Here is a 20027-nt window from a genome sequence, read left to right as displayed (position 1 = left end):
GAAAAGTTAAAAAATAATCGCTTTTTGTCTCAAGTACGAGCCAGAGAATTTGTCAGTATTATCCCAGATTCATGAAGATTTAGAACAATACTTAACCCTCTTTGATAACTCTGATGAAAGAAAAAATGTAGATTGGGGAGTCTCTGGCGACTATAAGGTTCAGATAAGCAGTATGAACTTCCCCTTCCCCTTTCCCCCTTCCCCTTTCCCCCTTCCCCTTCCCCCTTCCCCCTTTCCCCGAACCCTATTGTCCTACATATCGCTCAAGCACGTTAGAATACAGAATCACTTGTTACAAGAAAAGCGAACAGCAATAAAAACTTTAGTTGTGGTTGAAAGTTTACTGGAAAAAACGTGTTTTTATCAGAGGCGTAAGTGCTTTTTAAAACCTTGTCTGTGTTCCAATACCACTGTTAAAACGTTGCTTTTCTTATTGGTTCCCCTTCCATGTTGCTTGTTAATCATTAAACGGTAATTTACTTATGAGTCAAGTAGAAAACATTCAAGCTGAGTACGAAAAGTTTCCCGAACAATTTGAAAGTATAATTATTAGCACCATTAGCGCAGAAGGAATACCTAACGCTAGTTATGCTCCCTTTGTGATGGATGATGCTAAAAATATTTATATTTACGTCAGTGGTCTGACGATTCACACCAAAAATCTCCATGCTAATCCTCTTATTAGTGTTTTGTTTATTGAGGATGAAGCTAAAAGTAACCAAATTTTTGCCCGTACCCGTTTGAGTTTTGATTGTACGGCAATCTTGATAGAACGGGAAACTGATAAGTGGAATCAAATTGTTGACCAATTTGAAAAGCGATTTGGTCAAATTATAGAGATTTTGCGAGGCTTGTCCGATTTTCGGATTTTTCAGCTAACTCCCCGCGAAGGCCGTTTTGTAGTCGGTTTTGGAGCAGCTTATCGCATCAGCGGTGATAACCTGCATCAACTTGTTCATATTACAAAAGATAGTGACCAACAGCAACAATAAATGTCAAAAATCAGAATTCATAATTCACTAACCAAAATAATTCAATTATCAGCACAACTGGTATAACTTTTGATTATGAGGTGCTGAATTGCGATCGCTGAATTATCAATTATCAACGAACCCATAAAGCTCAATTTTTTAACTTTATGCTTAAGTTTCAACCTCCTGGCTTTGGACATAAAGTCATCCATACATCCTTGGGGGCAATGGTTTATTACACCCAAACGAATGCTCCTTGGGCGCTGACTGACACTAAAAATTTACCGCCACTTCTATTTCTGCATAACTTTGGTGGTGGCGCATCTGCCTATGAATGGTCTAAAGTTTACCCGGCTTTTGCCTGGAATTACCAAATTCTAGCCCCCGATTTAATTGGCTGGGGAGAATCGGCTCATCCAGTCAGAGATTATCAAATTAAGGATTATCTCAGCACCATTGCTGAATTTATCAGCCAAACTTGTCACCAACCAGTCACAGTGATAGCCTCGTCGTTAACCGCCGCTTTTGCTATCCGCCTAGCGATTACCCAACCAAATTTATTCCAGAGATTATTTTTGGTTTGTCCCTCTGGATTTAATGACTTTGGACAAGGTAGTGGACGCAGACTTCCGCTTTCAGTAATTAATACACCAGTGCTAGATGATTTGATTTATCATCTTGGTGCAGAAAATGAAATTGCAGTCCGAAACTTTTTACAAAGTTTTCTCTTTGCCAAACCACAACGAGTATCCCAAGAAATGGTAGAAGCTTATTTAACTTCTGCCCAACAACCTAATGCTAAATTTGCGGCTTTAGGATTTTTGCGTGGCGACCTTTATTTTGATTTGAGTTTATATATTCGACAACTAACAATCCCTACCGTGATATTTTGGGGAGAAAAAGCACAATTTACTAACATTAAAACAGGACAAAGATTAGCAAATTTAAATACAAATACAATTGAAAAATTTGAAGCGATCGCCGATGCTGGAGTCTTACCTCATTTGGAAGTACCAGAAATTGTGATTGGTCTATTGCAGCGATATCTGGGGTGACTGGGAACTGGAGAATGGGGAGGTGTGGAGAAAATAATTCCTAATACCAACTTACCACTCCCATCCCCTTGTCCTTGAGTTTTTCAATAGCCGACTACCACCAAATTCTATTTCCATTTTCGTCAACTCGCGCTTGACGAATTACGTCGGAAATTTCTTCAGCATCTTTAACGTGGTGGAGTGCTTTCTTTTCGCCGTCGGGTTCATCCACTACAAAGTAAGTCGGAACTGTAATATGGTCTCCTGTAATATCTGGTGAATCTACAGCTATTTGTTGAGCTTTTTCTTCAATTGATTGAGACTCATCAGCGATTCTATCCCCAGGATTTGCAGTTAGGTTTCTTTCCTTAGCAGTTGGTTCTTCGCGAGAATGCCAATCTTCACTCACTGGTTGATGGATTTGATTTTCTTGTTTATTATCAGTCATGGCTTTTTGAGGTACTAATAAATGTGTGTTTACTAGTAACACTGTAGGAAATCAAAGCCATAAAAAATTCTTTCTCTAGAAAGAGTTTCAGAATAGATTTAATAAGTACATGTCTTTAGTTAGATATTAGTTCAGAGGTTATTTAGAAACCTCTGACTTGAGAAATAACTAATTTATTTCTTGGGTTGAAAGGGCGTATACTTTCCCCCTAATGCTTCTACAATACTGCGGGTATTTGCCTCCATCATTTTAATGTAGGAATCTCCATCACTTCCTTTGGCCCCAATTGAATCAGAATAAAGTTGATGTGGTGCTAATTTCACTCCTGCTTCTTGGGCAACAGTTTTAATTAAAGCTGGGTTAATTGTAGTTTCAGCGAAAATTGCCGGAACGCCGATTTTTTTAACTGAATCCACTAACCGCTTGACTGTTTGTGCGCTTGGCTGTTCTTCGGTACTAATGCCGATTAATGTACCTGCGATCGCAATTCCATAGGCACGTCCATAATATTGAAATGCATCGTGAGTTGTGATTAGTCTGCGCTTATCTGCTGGAATAGTTTGAATCTGTTGATTAATCCAACTATGCAACTGTTTTAATTCATTAGTCAGTTGCAATGCATTTTGAGTCAATTCTTCTTTATCTTCAGGTGATAATTCAATCAAAGCATCGCGAATGGCATTAGTCATGGCGATGGCATTTTCCGCACTACCCCAAACATGAGGATCTGGGACGACTTCGCCTTTGCCTTTGTCTAACTGCAAAGATTTAACAGCTTCCCCCACCGGTAGCTTCCGCGCCTTTTCACCAGAAGCATTCATTAACTTAATCAATCCTGGTTCTAGGTTGTAGCCGTTATATAAAATTAAGTCTGCTTGTTCCAAAAGCCTAGTGTCTGCTGGTATTGGTTCGTAAACATGCGGATCTGTACCCGGTTTGAGGATTCCACGTACTTGAATTTCGTCCCCTCCAACCTCTTGTGCTAAATCAGCAATGATGGTACTGGTTGCAACCACTCGTGGCTGACTCTCTCCCTTGGTAGTGTTGCGGTTAGAGTCTTTCTGGCTACAACTAAATAAAGCCAAAGGCACAAGCATTCCCAAACAAACCCGCAAAAGAATTTTCTTCTTGTTCGCGTTACCCATTACCTTGCCGTGAGGGTTACTCCCCTCTTTCTGTGGTATTAGTTTCATTTATCTCGGATATTACATCTATTTATAGATTTTTTCATATTTCTCTCATTTTTATAGTAAGCTCAAGAAATGAATATTTAAAAGCAGTTATGAAAAACGTCCTTTTTCCAGGTAAATTTCTTTTCTCTCCAGTAAATACACGAGAATTATCGGCAAAAACTATCAAGGCTTCTGATATGAGTTCCACAGCAGCAATTAACATCGCCCACGTAGGGGTACATTACCGCACACAAGAAGCCTTAAGGGACGTTAACTGTATTGTCAAACCGGGAAGATTGACGGGTATTTTTGGCCCCAACGGTGCAGGCAAAAGTACGTTGATGAAGGCAATGTTGGGCTTAGTTCCAGTAACTAGCGGCACAATACTGTATCAGGGTAAACCCTTAACGCAACAACTAGATCGAGTTGCTTATGTCCCACAGCGCAGCCAAATTGACTGGACTTATCCCGCTACAGTTTGGGATGTAGTGATGATGGGAAGAGTGAAGAAAACAGGATGGTTGCGTAGCTTCTCATCAGTTAGTCGCCAGGTAGCCAAAAATGCCCTCCAAAGAGTGGGAATGATTGAATATTGCGATCGCCCCATCGGACAATTATCAGGAGGACAACAACAGCGGGTATTTTTAGCCCGTGCTTTAACCCAGCAAGCAGAAATTTTTTGTTTTGATGAACCTTTGGTGGGCATCGATCAAAAAACCCAATCAATTGTTTTTGAAGTTTTTCAGGAACTCGCTGCTGATAACAAAATCGTGCTGGTAGTCAACCACGATTTAGGAGAATCCATCGCTCATTTTGACGACTTAATATTATTAAATCGTGAATTAGTAGCCACAGGTTCCCGCCAACAAGTACTCACAGAACAAAATCTCAATCTTGCCTATGGTGGGAAAGTGATGTACTTTTCTGATGCGGCATAGATGGGGAGATGGGGAGATGGGGAGATGGGGAGATGGAGGATAACTAATGCCCGATGACCAATGACTAATGACTAGTGACAAAATATGTTAGAAGCTTTAATTGAGCCGTTAAACTCCGGCTTTATGCAACGGGCGCTGGCGATCGCGATTTTAGTTGGTTTGTTGTGTGCGGTGGTTGGTAGTTATTTGATGGTGCAGCGATTGGCATTATTGGGTGATGCAATCAGTCATTCGGTTTTGCCAGGATTAGCCATCGCTTTTATGTTGGGAGCAAATATATACATCGGGGCGTTTATTGCCGGGGTTGTCAGTACAATGGCCATCGCTTGGATTAGAGTGCGATCGCCAATTAAAGAAGATGCGGCAATGGGTATAGTTTTTTCAGCCTTCTTTGCCCTTGGTATCACTTTAATTACTGTGATTCAAAAAGATAACAAAATCGACCTGAATCATTTTTTATTCGGCAATATTCTCAGCGTTACTGTTGATGAAGTGCGCCACACTGCTATTATCGCCGGTATCGTTTTAACAGTAGTTATTTTGATATACAAAGAGCTTTTATTTTACACCTTTGACCCATTAGGCGCTCAAGCCGCAGGTTTACCAGTCAATTGGCTAAACTTTGGATTGATGCTATTGATTGCTTTAACAATTGTCGCTAGTATGACAACTGTGGGTGTAATTTTAGTACTTTCACTTTTGATTACACCAGGAGCTACTGCTTATTTACTAGTGAAACGTCTTAACCAAGTCATGATTTTGGGCGCGGTGATTGGCGTAATTTCTAGTATTAGCGGTATGTATCTCAGCTACTATTATAATTTGCCCTCTGGGCCAGCAATTGTTTTGGTAGTTTCGGGATTATTTTTGTTAGCGTTATTATTTAGTCCCAAACATGGGGTTTTGATACCAAGCGGCAATAAAAAATAGATTTTTGCTATTGGTTGTACAGTCCATAAGATGATTTAACTGCCCATTGTTCGCCAGTTTTTTCCAAATAAAGCAAATCTCCACACTGGGGTGGCCCGGCTGGACAATGGGCAGTTATTTGAATTAATGCTTGTGAAAAATCTAAAGATAATCCTGGTCTAGTCAAAGTATATATAATAGACCATCTATGATTGTAGTCATTTAAAATTCGCTCGGACTCTTTCTCAGAAATTAAAGTGATTTGAGGATTTGTCAGAAATTGAGTTAATAAGCAAGGTTGATTGTTGATTGAAATCCAATTGTCGTAAGTCTCTTTTTGAAGTTCGGGGAAACCTACAATTCTCATTCCATAAATAAACATTTCTGGAATCCGCAGAAATTCCCAGGAAATATCAGGTTTCAAAGAAGTTTGAGTTATCAGATAACTATTAGACGTTTGAACTAAAAAATCTTCTTTCCTCATTGAATGTTTGATGACAGCAGCAATAACTTGTGATTCCGATTGCGATCGCATATAGTCCTAAATTAAAGTTTTCCAAAAATAAACAATATTTATTGCTGAAATTTATGCAAGTTATTGTCAGATAAAAAGACTATTTTGTGAGAGTTTAGCAATGGGCTTGAGTTCTACAACATATCAAGCTCAAGTCAGCGACATTCTAACCTCTATCTAATCCACTAGTTTAAACAGCCATTGTAAATCAAGTACAACAAAACATCCACCCTAAGATAGATTATTTTTTTATACTAAACACTAAGTTTAGCAACATTTCTATCACCACTATAGTTTTTATCAATATCAAAGAGTCTAGTATAAAGCAGCAAATAAGATTACAATAAAATGTTAATTAGCGCCTGTAGCGATTAGTGCTTCATTAGCTTAAATTTGTCATTTATCAGATCGGGTAAACCGAAAAGTTAAAGGAAACAAAACCTAGACTTTTTAGTTTATTCTCTGGCATCAACTTGGCCAACTATTAGATAGATATCGGGAAATAATGCTTAAACGTCGCACAATACTAGCTGGTCTAACTGTGCTTGGCTTAACGTTGGCTGTTAGCACAAAAGTCTATGGACAATCCACTAGCGGCCCAGAAGCTTGGGAGACTGTCTATAATGAGGCAGTCGCCGGAGCAACAACCACAGTTACAGTTTCGATTTTCACCATATTATTTAGCCTGCTACAATTCCTCAACTTGGCAGGTTTTTGGGGTGGTTAACTTTCTGCCTCATAGGTAAACACAGCAAAAGTCTAAATCAGCTATTACGCTTTTAGGTAACTCCAAAAAGTCGTTGACTGTTCACTGCTGACTGCTGACTGTCAACAGTTAACAGTTTTCTGTGGAATATTTTTTACTTGGAAGTCCCTGAAATTGTACGTTCATTCGTGTTGTTAACTGTTGAAGGTTGATAGTTAACCGTTAATAGTCAACACGAAAAAATGTGCTGCTTGAAATGCGTAACAGCTAAGAGGATGTTTGAAAAGTCATGATTGATGTATCAAATATTTTTTGACCCCTCCCTAGTAGTCTGACAAGTTAACTTTGCTAGGTGAGGGCTGGGGAAAGGGAAAGGGGAAAAGGGTAAGGGATTTAAAACCTTTCCCCTTTACCCCGCTAAGTTGACTTGGCGAACTACTAGCCTTTATAAGGGGGGATAACGGGGGTTAAAAATGTAATTAAAATCACAGTCAATCACTTTTCAAACGACCTTTAAGGGACTTTAGCAATTTGATTTTTTGCTAATTTTTGTGCGTGCGATCGCCTTTGGTGGATCGCAAGCGATCGCTTGGGTAACTCCAAAAAATAAATTATTCCAATTCAGGTCGTTGACTGTTCACTGTTGCTCCTTCGACTTCGCTCAGGGTCAAACTGCTGAGTGTCAACTGTCAACAGTTAACATTCCTGAACCCAAGCGTAAATGTGTGACAGCTTATCTGTTAATTGTTAACGCAGTTAACGCAGATTTTCTCATACCCAAATACCATAACCCGTGAGGAGTTTTTTCTATGTTCAAACCTCGCGCAATTTTTAGCGCCTCAATTGCAATTATCCTAGCCCTTGTCATCGGTACACAGATATATAAACAACCCGCCGTTGCTTCTGGAGGTGGGTGTAATCCAACCTCCAATAACCTACCTATATGTCCAAGTACAGCACCGTCAAACTCAGCTACTTTCCTTGACCCAACTGCGATAATTACCAATCCCACAAATATTAGTTTGGGCGAAAGAGTCTACGTTGCGCCATTTGCCCAGTTAAACGCCACCACAGCCCCCATTAACATCGCCGAAGATTCTAACGTCCAAGACCAAGTGAGAATTATAGCTTCGGGAACGGGAGTGGAGATTGGGCCGCGAGTCATTATGGCACACATGGCCACCATCAAAGGTGCAGCTAAAATCGGTACTCAAGGCTCAACCGGGCCTTTTACTGACCCAGTTACAAATACTCAGTTCAGCAACACTACTCCAGAGACATTTCTCGCCTTCAACTGTGAAATAGACGGTGCAACCATAGAAGGAAACACAGTAGTCAACTTTCTCTCGCGGGTTGGCCCTGGTGTGACTTTACCTGCTGGTAAAGTCGTCCTACCAGGTAAAAACGTCACAACTAACCTGCAAGCTAGTAGTGGTAGCTTGGGCAAGGTGGCAAACCTCACACAAGCTGACGTTGCATTAATGGAAGCCATCATTGAAGTCAATGAAGCATTTGCCAAAGGTTACACAGAATTAGCTAGAACAGATTCGTCAAACGTAACAGGGATAAATTACGCACCAGTCACAGCTTTTAACCCTGGAGGTCTGCCCCAGATAGGTGGGAATGTCACTCGCAATCCCAACTTCCGTAACCGCATCATCGGTAATGTCGTTCTGGAAGATCCTTTATCAATCCTCAACTTAAAAATAGGTAATAGAATTTCCCTGCGTGCTGATGAAGGTCAACCATTTAATATCGGGAAAATTGCTGGTATGGCAAACGATGTTGTCTTTCACGCTTTAGAAACAACTAGTTTGACTGTAGGCGATATTGTTGGCTACGGGCCTAGAGTTCTAGTTCATGGCGGTAGGCAGGTTGTAAATGGTGTTGCTAATGGCCCCGAAACCAGCATAGGCGATCTTGTAGGGCTAGCACCGGACTCCGTTATATTCCGTTCAGTTATTGGCAGTAAATCGGCAGTTGGGCTAAAAAGTGCAGTCTTCAATTCTACAGTACCTTCCAGAACGTATATCCGTTCTCGAACAATCTATGCCGACAACGGCAGCATCATTTCACCTGTGGAGTGGTAAACCAATCACTTTTACACGATGGTGACTATGAATCTGAAAATCTTGTCGGTGCGATCGCTATACCTACGATTGACTGTGCTATTCGCTGTGATATTCGGACTGATATTAAGTGTTGATGTTAGTTCATCTATAGCCGCACAAGAGGTCGCAAAACCTAGATTTATTGACATTACCTCCAATCAACCTCAGTTAGTACAACCTCCAGTCACCGGACTTGTTTCTACATTGTCAGATGAAGTCCAGGAATTACCGCCAGAGTTAATTCGTTGGTCAACTTACTGGCAACTTTGTTGGGAACCATATCCCGAAGCTAAAGAGTACGAATTGCAAGCGGTATTGATGGAAGGTAAATCTCCAAAATTGCAACGTCAAAGCGATCGCTGTTTTCGCATCCAAGCTGCATCCAATGAAAACCAAAAATCACAAGGATTACTCAACCGCGAACTAATCTTGTTGATGCATAAGATTCAGCTTGGTTATCGAGTGCGAGCTGTATTAGATGACAACCGCGTTAGTGAATGGTCTCAAGTCATGGCTGTTGGCGCAACTACTGTGTCTGAATAGAATAATTTTGTTTCTACCTTGAATCAAAGGAATTTTCCGGCGTGTAGAGACTTTGCACTGCAACGTCTCTACACGCGTTTGCTATGCTGGCAGTACTCCGGCAAACTTCAGAAAATCACTAATTGTGCGAATTTGGTCTCCATTTGGCAGCTTAACGCCTAACGAAGGGTTCCAAACTTCAAAGAAAAAATGGCGCTTGTTGATGTACGAAGATGGGTCATTCTTAATTAGACCAATGATGGTTTCAGCAACAATACGGCTACCAACTTCGCCCAAAGAGTCCCCATTAGCCCGAACCTCCGATTCCTTGAGTACGTAATACCACGCTGGAGTTTTTTCTAGGAAAGGTTCGAGGGCTTTATTCAATTCTTCTGAATTGCCTTTTTTCAGTTCCTCCACTGTCAGTGGTTTGACACCTATCTTCTTAGCTAAACTCTGTCCGGTGGGAATGCTAAGGAAATATCCACGCAGTAGGTTGCGTTTTGCCAGGTGCTTGAGAAGTTCTCGAATAGGAGGTTGTTCTTCGTTGCCTTCATTAATTAAATCTGATAAAGGAAATGCAAGATGCGTGTCAATTTTTCGTGCAGAATTTCTCTGCCTTTGGGCAGCCTTTTGTTTGTCAACAAACCTATCCCACTCAATAATCCAGTTAAAAGGCAGAGTGTTGGACGGGCCAGGGCCTGGCGGTCGGCCGCCAATATCGCCTTTTCCTGTAAAGGAAAACAATAACCCGAATGTTGCGTCTGTCAGCGCTTCTGGTTGGTCTGTAAAATTGCGGTTGTAGTCATAAGCAGCCCTGATCATACTGTGTCCGAAACGGTAAGCTGCCACCGAGAATTCTAGAGGCATGAAAACATTTCCATTGCGGGGATAGTAGAATCTCGGCCCGTAGCGGAGAATGCTATCTACTGTTTTAGGTGTAGTTACTGTTTTGAGGAAATCATTAATGACAAGCCACTGGTAGTGCCAACGAACCAGATTCTGTGCGCGAACAAATAGTTTTTTATTGTTTTTGGCATTCCACGGTTCATTTTTCCGCACCCAGTCTACTACTGCGTTGTGGAAACGCAAAAAGGCAGTGTGGAACTGTGCCACGATGAGATTTTCGTCGTTGCGACTGTCGGCGATCGCAGCTATTCTGTTATTACGTGGCAAGTCCCGCGATAAATCGTTTTCTGGCGGAATTTTAACTCCAGGAATAGGGCCGCCGTTAGCATCCTGTTCGGCGTTTTGCCCAATTTTCAGTTTTACTGGGTCGTTCTGTTGATAAAAGTCCTTAGCTTCGGTGGGGTTTTTCGGGTCTAGAGTTGGCCCGTCGCCATAAACACTGTCAAGATCGAAGGTAGGACGACGCAGATTTTTGAGCTTATCGATTACGAAGTCGGGTGATAGAGGCGTGAAATCGTCTTTGGTAATATCAGTTTGCAGGTCTGTAACAGTCCGGTCAGTATTGGCAGTAATATCATGGTCGATAAACTGTCCCCAGTAAGTATAAACCGGAGGTATGTTTGAGTTAGTGGCCTCAGGCTCAGCCTCGTTTGCGTCAATTATTTTCTCGCCTAAATCTTTAAGTTTGGCGATAATATCTTGGTTGTTGTCCGCTGGCAGGAGACTGTTAGGATTTCTAGCAAGATCTGGGAAGAGGTAATCGAAATCTGTCTCTACATCAATTCCTGCCTCAGTCGTTGGTGGACGTAAGGCAATTCTCTTTCGCAAAGTCTCTTCCTTGATATATCCGCCGTGGGTAAATTCAAAAGGGAGATTTGACATAGTTTTTTCCTTTGGTTAAATTCTTTCTTGTCTTGAAGACTAACGCCCTGTACGTCCCTGGAGCCGATTGGTTATGTTGCAAGGTTTTTGGGATATGGTAGGCTGTCGCAGATTTTTGTGTTGACTGTTGAGAGTTAACCGTCAGCGGTGAACAATATGAGTAACTGTGCAATTTAAACCCGTAATAACTTATACTTACATTAGGGTACGTAGGGGCGATGCACTTACCCTACTTTTTTAGCAGTCAGTAGATTTACACCGAGGAATTTATATTCAAATGATGACATTTTGCTCGTCAAAGTCATAGTACCCCTGTGGGTAATATCCGCAAGCAAAAAGTCGAGCGGCTTTAGACTTATCAAAAGCCACTCGTTGGCTAATGACAGTCAACCGTCAACCGTCAACGCTTTTTTTTCAAAACTCGGATGAGTTAATTTTTTATGCTAAAGTCCTGATACAAAAAATTATTGCTTGTTCAGTTAAGCTGACAACAGCAGTTTTCATCCTCAAAACAATGACAGCAACTAGTCCCACGATTTTAGCCTTAGACTTTGATGGAGTGATTTGCGACGGACTAATTGAATATTTTGAGGTAGCATGGCGCACCTATTGTAAAATTTGGTCTTCCGCTAACGACACACCGCCAGATGACTTAGCTTTGAGATTCTATCGTCTGCGTCCTGTGATTGAAACAGGTTGGGAAATGCCTGTTTTAATCAAAGCCTTGATTAATGGAATTTCTGACGAAAAGATTCTTCATGAGTGGGTAAATATTACTCCACAAATATTGTTAGATGATAAACTACAGGCAAAAGAAATTGGTGCCAAACTAGACAATCTCCGAGATGAATGGATTGCTACAGATTTAGATGGTTGGTTAAGTCTGCATAGATTTTATCCTGGTGTCATCGAAAAAATTAAATTAACTGTTGCTGATGGAATTCAGCTATATATTGTAACAACTAAAGAAGGACGTTTTGTACAGCAGTTGTTACAAAAAGAAGGGGTGAATTTACCAGCAGCAGCAATTTTTGGCAAAGAAGTCAAGCGTCCTAAATACGAAATTTTACGAGAATTAAAGCAAGCGGCAGTGGATAAATTAGTTAGTATCTGGTTTGTTGAAGATAGGCTCAAGACTTTGCAGTTAGTTCAACAGCAAAAAGACCTTGAAGACGTAAAACTTATACTTGCAGACTGGGGTTATAATACCCAAGCAGAAAGAGAATCTGCCCTACACGATCCGCGAATTCATCTGTTATCACTGTCTCAGTTTGCTAGAGATTTCTCTGCTTGGGTTTAAGATATTAAGAGAGAATTCAGAATTCAGAATTCAGAATTCAGAATAAAAGTTATTACCGATATCTTGCCAGGAACTTAAGTTCCTGGCTCATAGCTTAAGTCCACTTTAGTAGACTAAAATCATTTACTTACTCACTTCAGATATTTATAAAATGTAGGTAAATATTAAATAATTAAGTAAACTCCCAACTTCTAACTCCTAACTCCCAACTTCTAACTCCTAACTCCTAACTCCCAACTCCTAACTCCCAACTCCCAACTCCCCACTTACCTTTATGCTTGACCTGACAAAATTAGCGCGACAAATGCAGGGTTTAAGTCAGCATCTTTCTTTAGAAGCTGCTGCTAGCCGCCAGCGTTTAGAAATGGCGCAACAATATTTAAACAATGCTTACGAATGTCAAGATGATTTAATCGATCGCCAAGAAAAATGGCGCGATCGCATTCTTTTTACTAATGCTACACCAGTTGAGCCGCTAGAAACTTGCATTGATATCCCAGTTCCGCCAAAAGTTCACACTGTCATCGCCACCGATGGTTCCCAAATTGCTCCTAATCACCATGAAATTGCTTATTGTTATCTGTTAAATATCGGTAGAGTGGTCTTGCACTACGGACAAAATCGCCATCCCCTACTGGATAGTTTGCCAGAAGTGTTTTATCGTCCAGAAGATTTATACATGTCTCGGCAATGGGGAATCCGTACTGAGGAATGGATGAGTTTTCGCCGTACCGCTTCCGAAACCACGGTTTTAGCAGAATTAGCCTGTGCAGCCAAAGCAGAAGCACCGACGCTAGCAATGGTAGATGGTTCTTTAATATACTGGTTTTTGGAACAATTACCGATGGATGCACGCGATCGCATTTTACCCCCAATTCTGCAAGCTTGGGAGCAAATGCGCGATGCTGAAATTCCTTTGATGGGCTATCTTAGCGCCTCTCGCAACATCGAAAGCACAAATTTTTTACGGTTGTTGGCTTGTCCCCACAAAGTGCCAGACTGTAAAACTTATTGCCCAAATCAACTAGAAAAAGTACCTTGCAAAAAGTTTGATGATTTACGGGATACTACCCTTTGGGCAACGCGACTCAAACCAGGACAACGCAGTGCCCTATGGCGCAGTAATAATCCAATTCTTGAACTTTACGGCGACCAAATTATCTACTTTTGTTATGTCCACGTAGGTACTGAAATTGCCCGAATTGAAGTTCCAGCATGGGTGGCAAAAAACACGGATATGTTAGATCTAGCCCTGGGGCTGATGTTAGCACAAGTACAAAAAGGATACGGTTACCCAGTGGCGATCGCTGAAGCTCATAATCAAGCTGTGGTAAAAGGTGGAGATAAAGCGCGTTTTTTTGCTCTCCTAGAACAACAAATGATTAAGGCCGGTTTAAAAAATGTTGGAACTTCCTACAAAGAAGCCCGAAAGCGAGGAAGCATAGCGTGACATACTCCCACACTGATGCAACAGTCAACAGTGAAATATTTTTTTTACTTGGAAGTCCCTAGTGAAGTTCTCCTTTGTCATTTGTCCTTAGAAACACAGATGACTAATGACTAATGACCAAATTTTAGATTATTCTCTGTTAAAAGTAATTAAAGAGGGTAATTAGTGCTGGTATTTCTCTGTGGTGTTTTCTGAATTCAGTTTACGTAAAATAACACTTCTTATTTTAAATTTAAAGTAAAAATGTTTACTTCATAGCTTTTTAGGGAAATCTATATTCAACAGAAGATTGAGTTAACAGCAAGTTATTCTATCCAGTAAAAATAAGTTAGATTTTTACTACTGTTGTTAAGCTAATTACGTATTTATCCGTAAAATAAATAATTAACTTCAGGCTAGTTATTTAATTTACAAAAAACGTATTAACTTATTTGAAAAATATTAAATAATCTTAATAGTTGAAAACTGATGAAACTAGTTAAATCTGAGTTGCAACAATTGGAAGAGAAATATTCTCGATTTTTCTTACTTTCTATAGATTTACTGTGTATTGCTAGTTTTGATGGTTATTTCATGTATTTAAATCCAGTATGGACAAGAACTCTGGGTTGGTCAACACAAGAATTACTTGCTAAACCCTTTATCGAATTTGTTCACCCTGAAGACCGGGAATCAACTATTCTAGTAGCTCAAAGTATTAGCCAATCTGTAAATGCAATTTTTTTTGAAAATCGCTATCTTTGTAAAGACGGTTCCTATAAATGGCTGTCGTGGAATGCAACAGCTTTTATTGAAGAAAAATTAATTTATGGCGTAGCTCGTGATATTACCCTCAATAAACACAATGAAATTTCCAGACAAAAAATTATTCGCGAATTAGAAGCTTTAAAATTTGCTTTGAATACTCACTCACTAGTAGCTATTACTGATAGAATGGGGAGAATTACTTATGCAAATGACCAATTTTGTGAGGTTTCTAAATATTCTAGAGAAGAACTTTTAGGACAAGACCATCGAATTATCAATTCTGGTCATCACACAAAAGAATACTTTCAAAATTTGTGGAAAACTATTAGCAAAGGCGAAATTTGGAAGGGAGAAATTAAAAATAAAGCCAAAGATGGAAGTTTTTATTGGGTGGATACTTTAATTACTCCAATCTTAGACTCCGATGGCAAACCCTATCAATATGTAGCAATTCGTACTGATATCACACAGCGCAAGCTTTCAGAGTTAGCTTTATTGGAGCGATCGCGTTTATCACTTTTGAGTGCAGAAGTTAGTTTAGCATTATCTCAAAGTGGTACACTTGCAGAAATTCTCCAAAACTGTACAAACACTATTTCACAATACTTGAAGCTCGCCTTTGTTTGTATTTGGACTTTTGAACGACAGACAAATCAGTTAGAATTACAAGCTGGTGTTCATTGCACAGAGGTTACCTGTAGTGCTTTAAACAATAGTGAAAATTTTCCCAACCACATGGTGTTAGCCAATGATATTGTTGGCTTAATGACACAAAATCACCAAGCAATTTTCAATCAAGAATTAACAATTAATCATCCAGAATTATTACTAAACTCTACATTTTCTATCTTTCGTTTTTCTGCCTATCCTTTAATAGTAGAACAGCAATTAATTGGTATCATAGCTTTATTTAGCCAGCAAATGTTAACCGAACCAACTCATAATTTATTAAATTGGATTGCTAATAATATTGCTGTAGCTATTGACCGGATTTGGGCTAGAGAAGAACTGCTGAGCCGTCGCGAAGCATTATTACTACGTTTAGCTAGTCAAATTCGCAGTTCCTTAGACTTAGATATTATCCTCGAAACTGCTGTTCATGAAATTCGCAGCTTATTACAAATTGACCGTTGTTACTTTATTTCCTATTCAACGCAGCCATCCGAGCCAAGTCTGACTATTATCTCTGAAGCACGCAACCCCAATTCTCCTAACTTACCCACAATGTTAGGTAGTATTCCCCAACACAAAAGCAATTTTTTGACTAAAATACTTCTTTCTCAAGAGTTAATTTGTATTGACCATATTAATGGTAAATCACAATTTGACGATGACATACAACAATTTTTAACTGAGTTTGGTATTACAGCTCAATTAGTACTACCAGTGAAAAGTAATTCTGGTGATATTGGAGCAATTATTTGCAGTCATTGTAGTGGCGATCGCATTTGGAGTAATAGTGAAATTAGTCTGTTACAAGCTGTTTGCGACCAACTAGCCATCGCCATCGACCACGCACAACTTTATACTCAAAGTCTTTCTGCTACTTTAGCCGCTCAAACTCAAGCCGAAAAACTCACCACTACTTTATATCAGTTACAGGAAACTCAATCTCAACTCATCCAACATGAAAAAATGTCTAGCTTGGGACAGTTAGTAGCTGGTGTAGCTCATGAAATTAACAATCCAGTTAATTTTATCCACGGTAATTTAACTTATGCCCATGAATATTTTGAAGAGTTACTAACTCTTTTGCGCCTCTATCAGCAATACTATCCCCTTCCTCAGCAAGAAATTGAAAATTTTGCGGAAACAATTGATTTAGATTTTATTACCAGTGACCTTTATAAACTACTTTCCTCAATGGAAATGGGTACTAATCGTATCCGGGAAATTGTTTTAGGATTGCGAAATTTTTCTCGCCATGATGAAGCTGAGAAAAAACAAGTCGATATTCATGAAGGAATTGATAATACTTTATTAATCTTACATCACCGCTGGAAAAATAATGGTATTGGATTGGATATATCGATGGTCAAAGAATATGGCGATTTACCCTTAATTGATTGCTATCCGGGGCAGTTGAATCAAGTATTTATGAATATTTTGACCAATGCCATTGATGCCTTAGAAGAATTAAAAATTAAGTTAGGAATAATAAACCAACCCCAGATTATAATTAGGACAGAAATTTTTGACAAAAATTTTGTAGTGATTCGGATTATTGATAATGCAGGTGGAATTCCAGAAGAAGTGAGAAGCCGCTTATTCGATCCATTTTTCACAACCAAACCTGTTGGTAAAGGAACAGGATTAGGATTGTCAATTAGCTACCAAATTGTAGTAGAAAAACATGGTGGAATTCTCAAGTGTAAATCACAAGAAGGACAAGGTACAGAGTTCTGGATTCAAATTCCAATTTAAAAGAAAATGGGGAGTGGTGAAATCAAGGATACAGGTGAGAATAATAAATTCCTCACCCGTAATTTCTAACTCATAACTCCCTACTTCATACAGACGCGATTAATCGCGTCTCTACTCACTTATAAATTTAATTATGAAAAAGTCCTTAGTAAAGCTATGGCCAGTTGCCAAATATTATTTATTCAGTAAAAATAGAGTTTTGATTTTAGTAGTAATTATGGCGCTACTGACTACAAATTGTAGTGGAATAGTATCTAAAAAGAATCACTCTATTGTGGATAAAGTTTCCATTAATTATAAGCATAATTTATATAAATTAAAAATTGGACTGGTTCCCACAGAAAATCCAATAGAACAAGAACGGATGATGAAAGCTCTCAAAGAATACTTAGAGCAATCTGTTGGGGGAGGGCTTGAAATTGCCTCACAATCAAAGACAATAGGGAGACAAACAACACAAAACACAGAAGAAATTGAAAACAGACAAAATGCGATCGCAATTTCCCTAGACTTCCAAATTGGCAAAAGTTACCAGCAAATCATAGATTTACTGGTGCAAGGTAAATTAGATATGGCTTATTTGGGGCCTCTGAGCTATGTGGAGGCGGTGGATAGGGGTGCTAAAATTGAACCACTGGTTGCTGCCATTGATAAACATACAGGACAACCTTGGTATCGTGCGTGTATTATTGTTAAACAAGATAGTCCCATCAAAACCTTAAAAGACCTCAAAGGTAAGCGCATTGCCTTGGTAGACAAATTATCAACCTCCGGCTATTTGATGCCATTGGCTATTTTTAAGAAACTAGGAATTGATTACCAACACGATTTTGCCAAAGTCCTTTATACTGGTAGCCATAGTAAAAGTCTAGCTGCATTAGAAGATGGTATTGTTGATGCCGCAGCTACTAATATTTCTTCTTATTTTAAAGAACAAAAAATTGGCAAATTAACACGTGAAAATTCCAGAGTGGTGTGGCAATCTACTCCCATACTCAATTTTCCCATAGTAGTATCTAAAAAATTACCACCAGATTTAATTCAAAAGCTAAAACAAGCTTTGATTAGCAGTCCAGAAGGTCTTGAGGATATTCTAGGAATTGAGTCAGCCGGATATACCCTTGTTACCTCTTCAGATTATGCTTCTATTGAGCAACTCCGCAAAGAACTCAACTTAATTTCTGTTCCCGCAAAATGAAAATATCTACTAAATTTTTTACAGGTTCTGTTGTGTCTGTGGGACTGATAGTAGCAATTCTTGTTGGCAATACCGTAGCTGTCCAGCAAATTAAGCAGACTATCCGCGAAAAGAGCGATCGAACTACCGAAACTATTAAAGTTGCTTTAACTGCCGAAAACGCTTTAAAATCTGAAATCATTGAACTCAAAGATATTGTTTTACTCCAGAGTCCAGAAAACATAATAACTCACTCTTCAATCAAGTTTGTTGACTCTCTTAACCAGTTAGAAAAATTGATGCCAAATGCTAAGGAAATCGCAATTATTCGCCGCCGTCATCAGTTTCTCACTCAGTTGGCAAATCAATTAACTCAGCGCAATATTAACGATACTTCTGTAGCAGACTCCCAGCAGTATTTTAGAGCTATTAATTCTTTTGACAGAGATATTGAGTTGTTTCTTACTCAATTGATTGAACGTGCCAATCAGCAGAGTATTGTAGTTGAAGAACAATTAGAAAACTTATATCAAGTGCAGAGAATTATTTCCTTTGCAGTGGTGCAAGTAATTATAATTTTATTGGTTAGTAAATATCTGTTGATTTGGCGGCCAACAGTTAAGTCTTTACAGAATTTACAAACAGGAACCTCAGAAATCGCAGCTGGGAACTTAGACTACCGTCTAGATATTCATACAAAAGATGAAGTAGAAGATCTTGCCGATGCATTTAACCATATGGCAATGAAGCTAGCCGAGTCCCGCGAAACTTTAATGAAAAATACTGAATTAACCCACATGAACCAACGCCTGGAATTGGAAATTTCCGAACGCAAACAGGCACAGTTTGAACTTCAAAAAGCTTTACAAGAACTCCAAAGTACGCAAGCTCAATTGATTCAAACTGAAAAAATGTCTAGTCTGGGACAACTTGTGGCAGGAGTAGCACACGAAATTAATAACCCGGTTAATTTTATTTCTGGTAATATTACTTATGTCGGAGAATACACACAACAATTGCTACAATTAGTACAGCTTTATCAAGAAGAATTTCCCAATCATAAACAAAAAATTCAACAAAAAATAGATGATATTGATTTGGAATTTATAATACAGGATTTGCCTAAAATTCTCAGTTCAATGAAAATGGGATCGCAGCGAATTGAGCAGATTGTCTTGTCTTTACGCACCTTCTCTCATTTAGATGAAGCAGACATGAAAGAAGTTGATATTCACGAAGGAATTGAAAGTACACTGCTGATTTTACAAAATCGCTTCAAAGCCAAGCCAGAACATCCCAAAATTGAAATTATCAAAGAATATGGCAAATTGCCTCTGGTAGAGTGTTATGCAGGGCAATTAAATCAGGTGTTTATGAACGTGATTAATAATGCCATTGATGCTCTGGATATGTGGAACGCTCAACGTTCCCAGCAAGAAATAGAGGACAATCCAAGCCAGATTATAATTAGTACTAGAATTATTGATAATAACCGAGTAGTAGTAAAAATTGCAGATAATGGGCCGGGGATGACTCAGGAAGTGCAACAAAAATTGTTCGATCCGTTCTTCACGACCAAACCCGTCGGTCAGGGAACGGGATTAGGTTTATCCATTAGCTATCAAATTATTGTGCAAAAACACTCAGGAGTACTGCAATGTGAATCACAACTAGGCAAAGGAACCGAATTTTGGATTGAGATTCCTTTGCATCAAGCACAAAAACCGCTAAGCTCTAATGAATTAAAAGTGCCTATTGATTGGCAAGGTTCAATAGTGCAAAGTAATTATTAATCGTGCCAATTTGACAGTTT

17 protein-coding genes are annotated in these 20027 nt (G+C 39.2%); 13 read left to right on the top strand and 4 right to left on the bottom strand.

Annotation, left to right across the window (positions count from 1 at the left end; all coding sequences use genetic code 11):
* Positions 1-482 precede the first annotated feature (482 nt).
* On the top strand, positions 483-992 hold the full coding sequence (locus VF06_RS21200) for a HugZ family pyridoxamine 5'-phosphate oxidase (RefSeq protein WP_099071328.1): 510 nt from the start codon (positions 483-485) through the stop codon (positions 990-992).
* Between the two features lie 146 nt (positions 993-1138).
* Positions 1139-2026: an alpha/beta fold hydrolase gene (locus VF06_RS21195; RefSeq protein WP_099071327.1), complete on the top strand. Its 888-nt coding sequence runs from the start codon at positions 1139-1141 to the stop codon at positions 2024-2026.
* Between the two features lie 94 nt (positions 2027-2120).
* Here VF06_RS21195 and VF06_RS21190 read toward each other — a convergent pair whose 3' ends face one another.
* Together VF06_RS21190 and VF06_RS21185 are read right to left on the bottom strand one after the other, a co-directional pair.
* Complete coding sequence (locus VF06_RS21190) at positions 2121-2453, bottom strand: hypothetical protein (RefSeq protein ID WP_099071326.1); 333 nt, start codon at positions 2451-2453, stop codon at positions 2121-2123.
* Between the two features lie 173 nt (positions 2454-2626).
* Positions 2627-3598, bottom strand: a complete 972-nt coding sequence (locus VF06_RS21185; RefSeq protein WP_244918158.1) for a metal ABC transporter substrate-binding protein — start codon at positions 3596-3598, stop codon at positions 2627-2629.
* Between the two features lie 224 nt (positions 3599-3822).
* Between VF06_RS21185 and VF06_RS21180 the strand changes: the two genes are divergently transcribed.
* Complete coding sequence (locus tag VF06_RS21180) at positions 3823-4563, top strand: metal ABC transporter ATP-binding protein (protein WP_099071347.1); 741 nt, start codon at positions 3823-3825, stop codon at positions 4561-4563.
* 84 nt (positions 4564-4647) lie between these two features.
* Complete coding sequence (locus VF06_RS21175) at positions 4648-5493, top strand: metal ABC transporter permease (protein WP_099071324.1); 846 nt, start codon at positions 4648-4650, stop codon at positions 5491-5493.
* Positions 5494-5500: 7 nt separating this feature from the next.
* Here VF06_RS21175 and VF06_RS21170 read toward each other — a convergent pair whose 3' ends face one another.
* Positions 5501-6007 carry a hypothetical protein gene (locus VF06_RS21170; RefSeq protein ID WP_099071323.1) on the bottom strand — a complete coding sequence of 169 codons (507 nt, stop codon included), beginning with the start codon at positions 6005-6007 and terminating at the stop codon, positions 5501-5503.
* Between the two features lie 484 nt (positions 6008-6491).
* Here VF06_RS21170 and VF06_RS21165 point away from each other — a divergent pair, with 484 nt between their 5' ends.
* From VF06_RS21165 to VF06_RS21155, 4 genes are all read left to right on the top strand, one after another.
* On the top strand, positions 6492-6713 hold the full coding sequence (locus VF06_RS21165) for a hypothetical protein (protein ID WP_099071322.1): 222 nt from the start codon (positions 6492-6494) through the stop codon (positions 6711-6713).
* 518 nt (positions 6714-7231) lie between these two features.
* Entirely contained in the window at positions 7232-7489 is a 258-nt protein-coding gene (locus VF06_RS39375; protein WP_143861791.1) for a hypothetical protein, read from the top strand.
* 12 nt (positions 7490-7501) lie between these two features.
* Positions 7502-8782, top strand: a complete 1281-nt coding sequence (locus VF06_RS21160) for an LbetaH domain-containing protein (protein WP_099071321.1) — start codon at positions 7502-7504, stop codon at positions 8780-8782.
* Between the two features lie 27 nt (positions 8783-8809).
* Entirely contained in the window at positions 8810-9346 is a 537-nt protein-coding gene (locus tag VF06_RS21155) for a hypothetical protein (protein ID WP_099071320.1), read from the top strand.
* Between the two features lie 81 nt (positions 9347-9427).
* Here VF06_RS21155 and VF06_RS21150 read toward each other — a convergent pair whose 3' ends face one another.
* Positions 9428-11116, bottom strand: a complete 1689-nt coding sequence (locus VF06_RS21150; RefSeq protein WP_099071319.1) for a peroxidase family protein — start codon at positions 11114-11116, stop codon at positions 9428-9430.
* Between the two features lie 514 nt (positions 11117-11630).
* Between VF06_RS21150 and VF06_RS21145 the strand changes: the two genes are divergently transcribed.
* From VF06_RS21145 to VF06_RS21125, 5 genes are all read left to right on the top strand, one after another.
* Complete coding sequence (locus tag VF06_RS21145; protein ID WP_099071346.1) at positions 11631-12416, top strand: HAD family hydrolase; 786 nt, start codon at positions 11631-11633, stop codon at positions 12414-12416.
* A 274-nt stretch (positions 12417-12690) separates the two neighbouring features.
* A complete protein-coding gene (locus VF06_RS21140; protein ID WP_099071318.1) occupies positions 12691-13866 on the top strand; it encodes a DNA double-strand break repair nuclease NurA in 1176 nt (391 codons plus the stop codon).
* 468 nt (positions 13867-14334) lie between these two features.
* Positions 14335-17037, top strand: a complete 2703-nt coding sequence (locus VF06_RS21135) for a PAS domain S-box protein (protein ID WP_099071317.1) — start codon at positions 14335-14337, stop codon at positions 17035-17037.
* 274 nt (positions 17038-17311) lie between these two features.
* Complete coding sequence (phnD, locus tag VF06_RS21130) at positions 17312-18235, top strand: phosphate/phosphite/phosphonate ABC transporter substrate-binding protein (protein WP_244918156.1); 924 nt, start codon at positions 17312-17314, stop codon at positions 18233-18235.
* Positions 18232-20007 (top strand): ATP-binding protein, encoded by a 1776-nt coding sequence (locus VF06_RS21125; protein WP_099071315.1) that lies wholly within the window; start codon positions 18232-18234, stop codon positions 20005-20007. The genes phnD and VF06_RS21125 overlap by 4 nt, the downstream gene beginning before the upstream one ends.
* Positions 20008-20027 lie beyond the last annotated feature (20 nt).

This window comes from Nostoc linckia z4, assembly GCF_002608075.1.
GTDB lineage: Bacteria > Cyanobacteriota > Cyanobacteriia > Cyanobacteriales > Nostocaceae > Nostoc > Nostoc linckia.
Note: the sequence above shows the minus strand (reverse complement) of the source record. Positions and strands in the feature narration are given on the sequence as shown.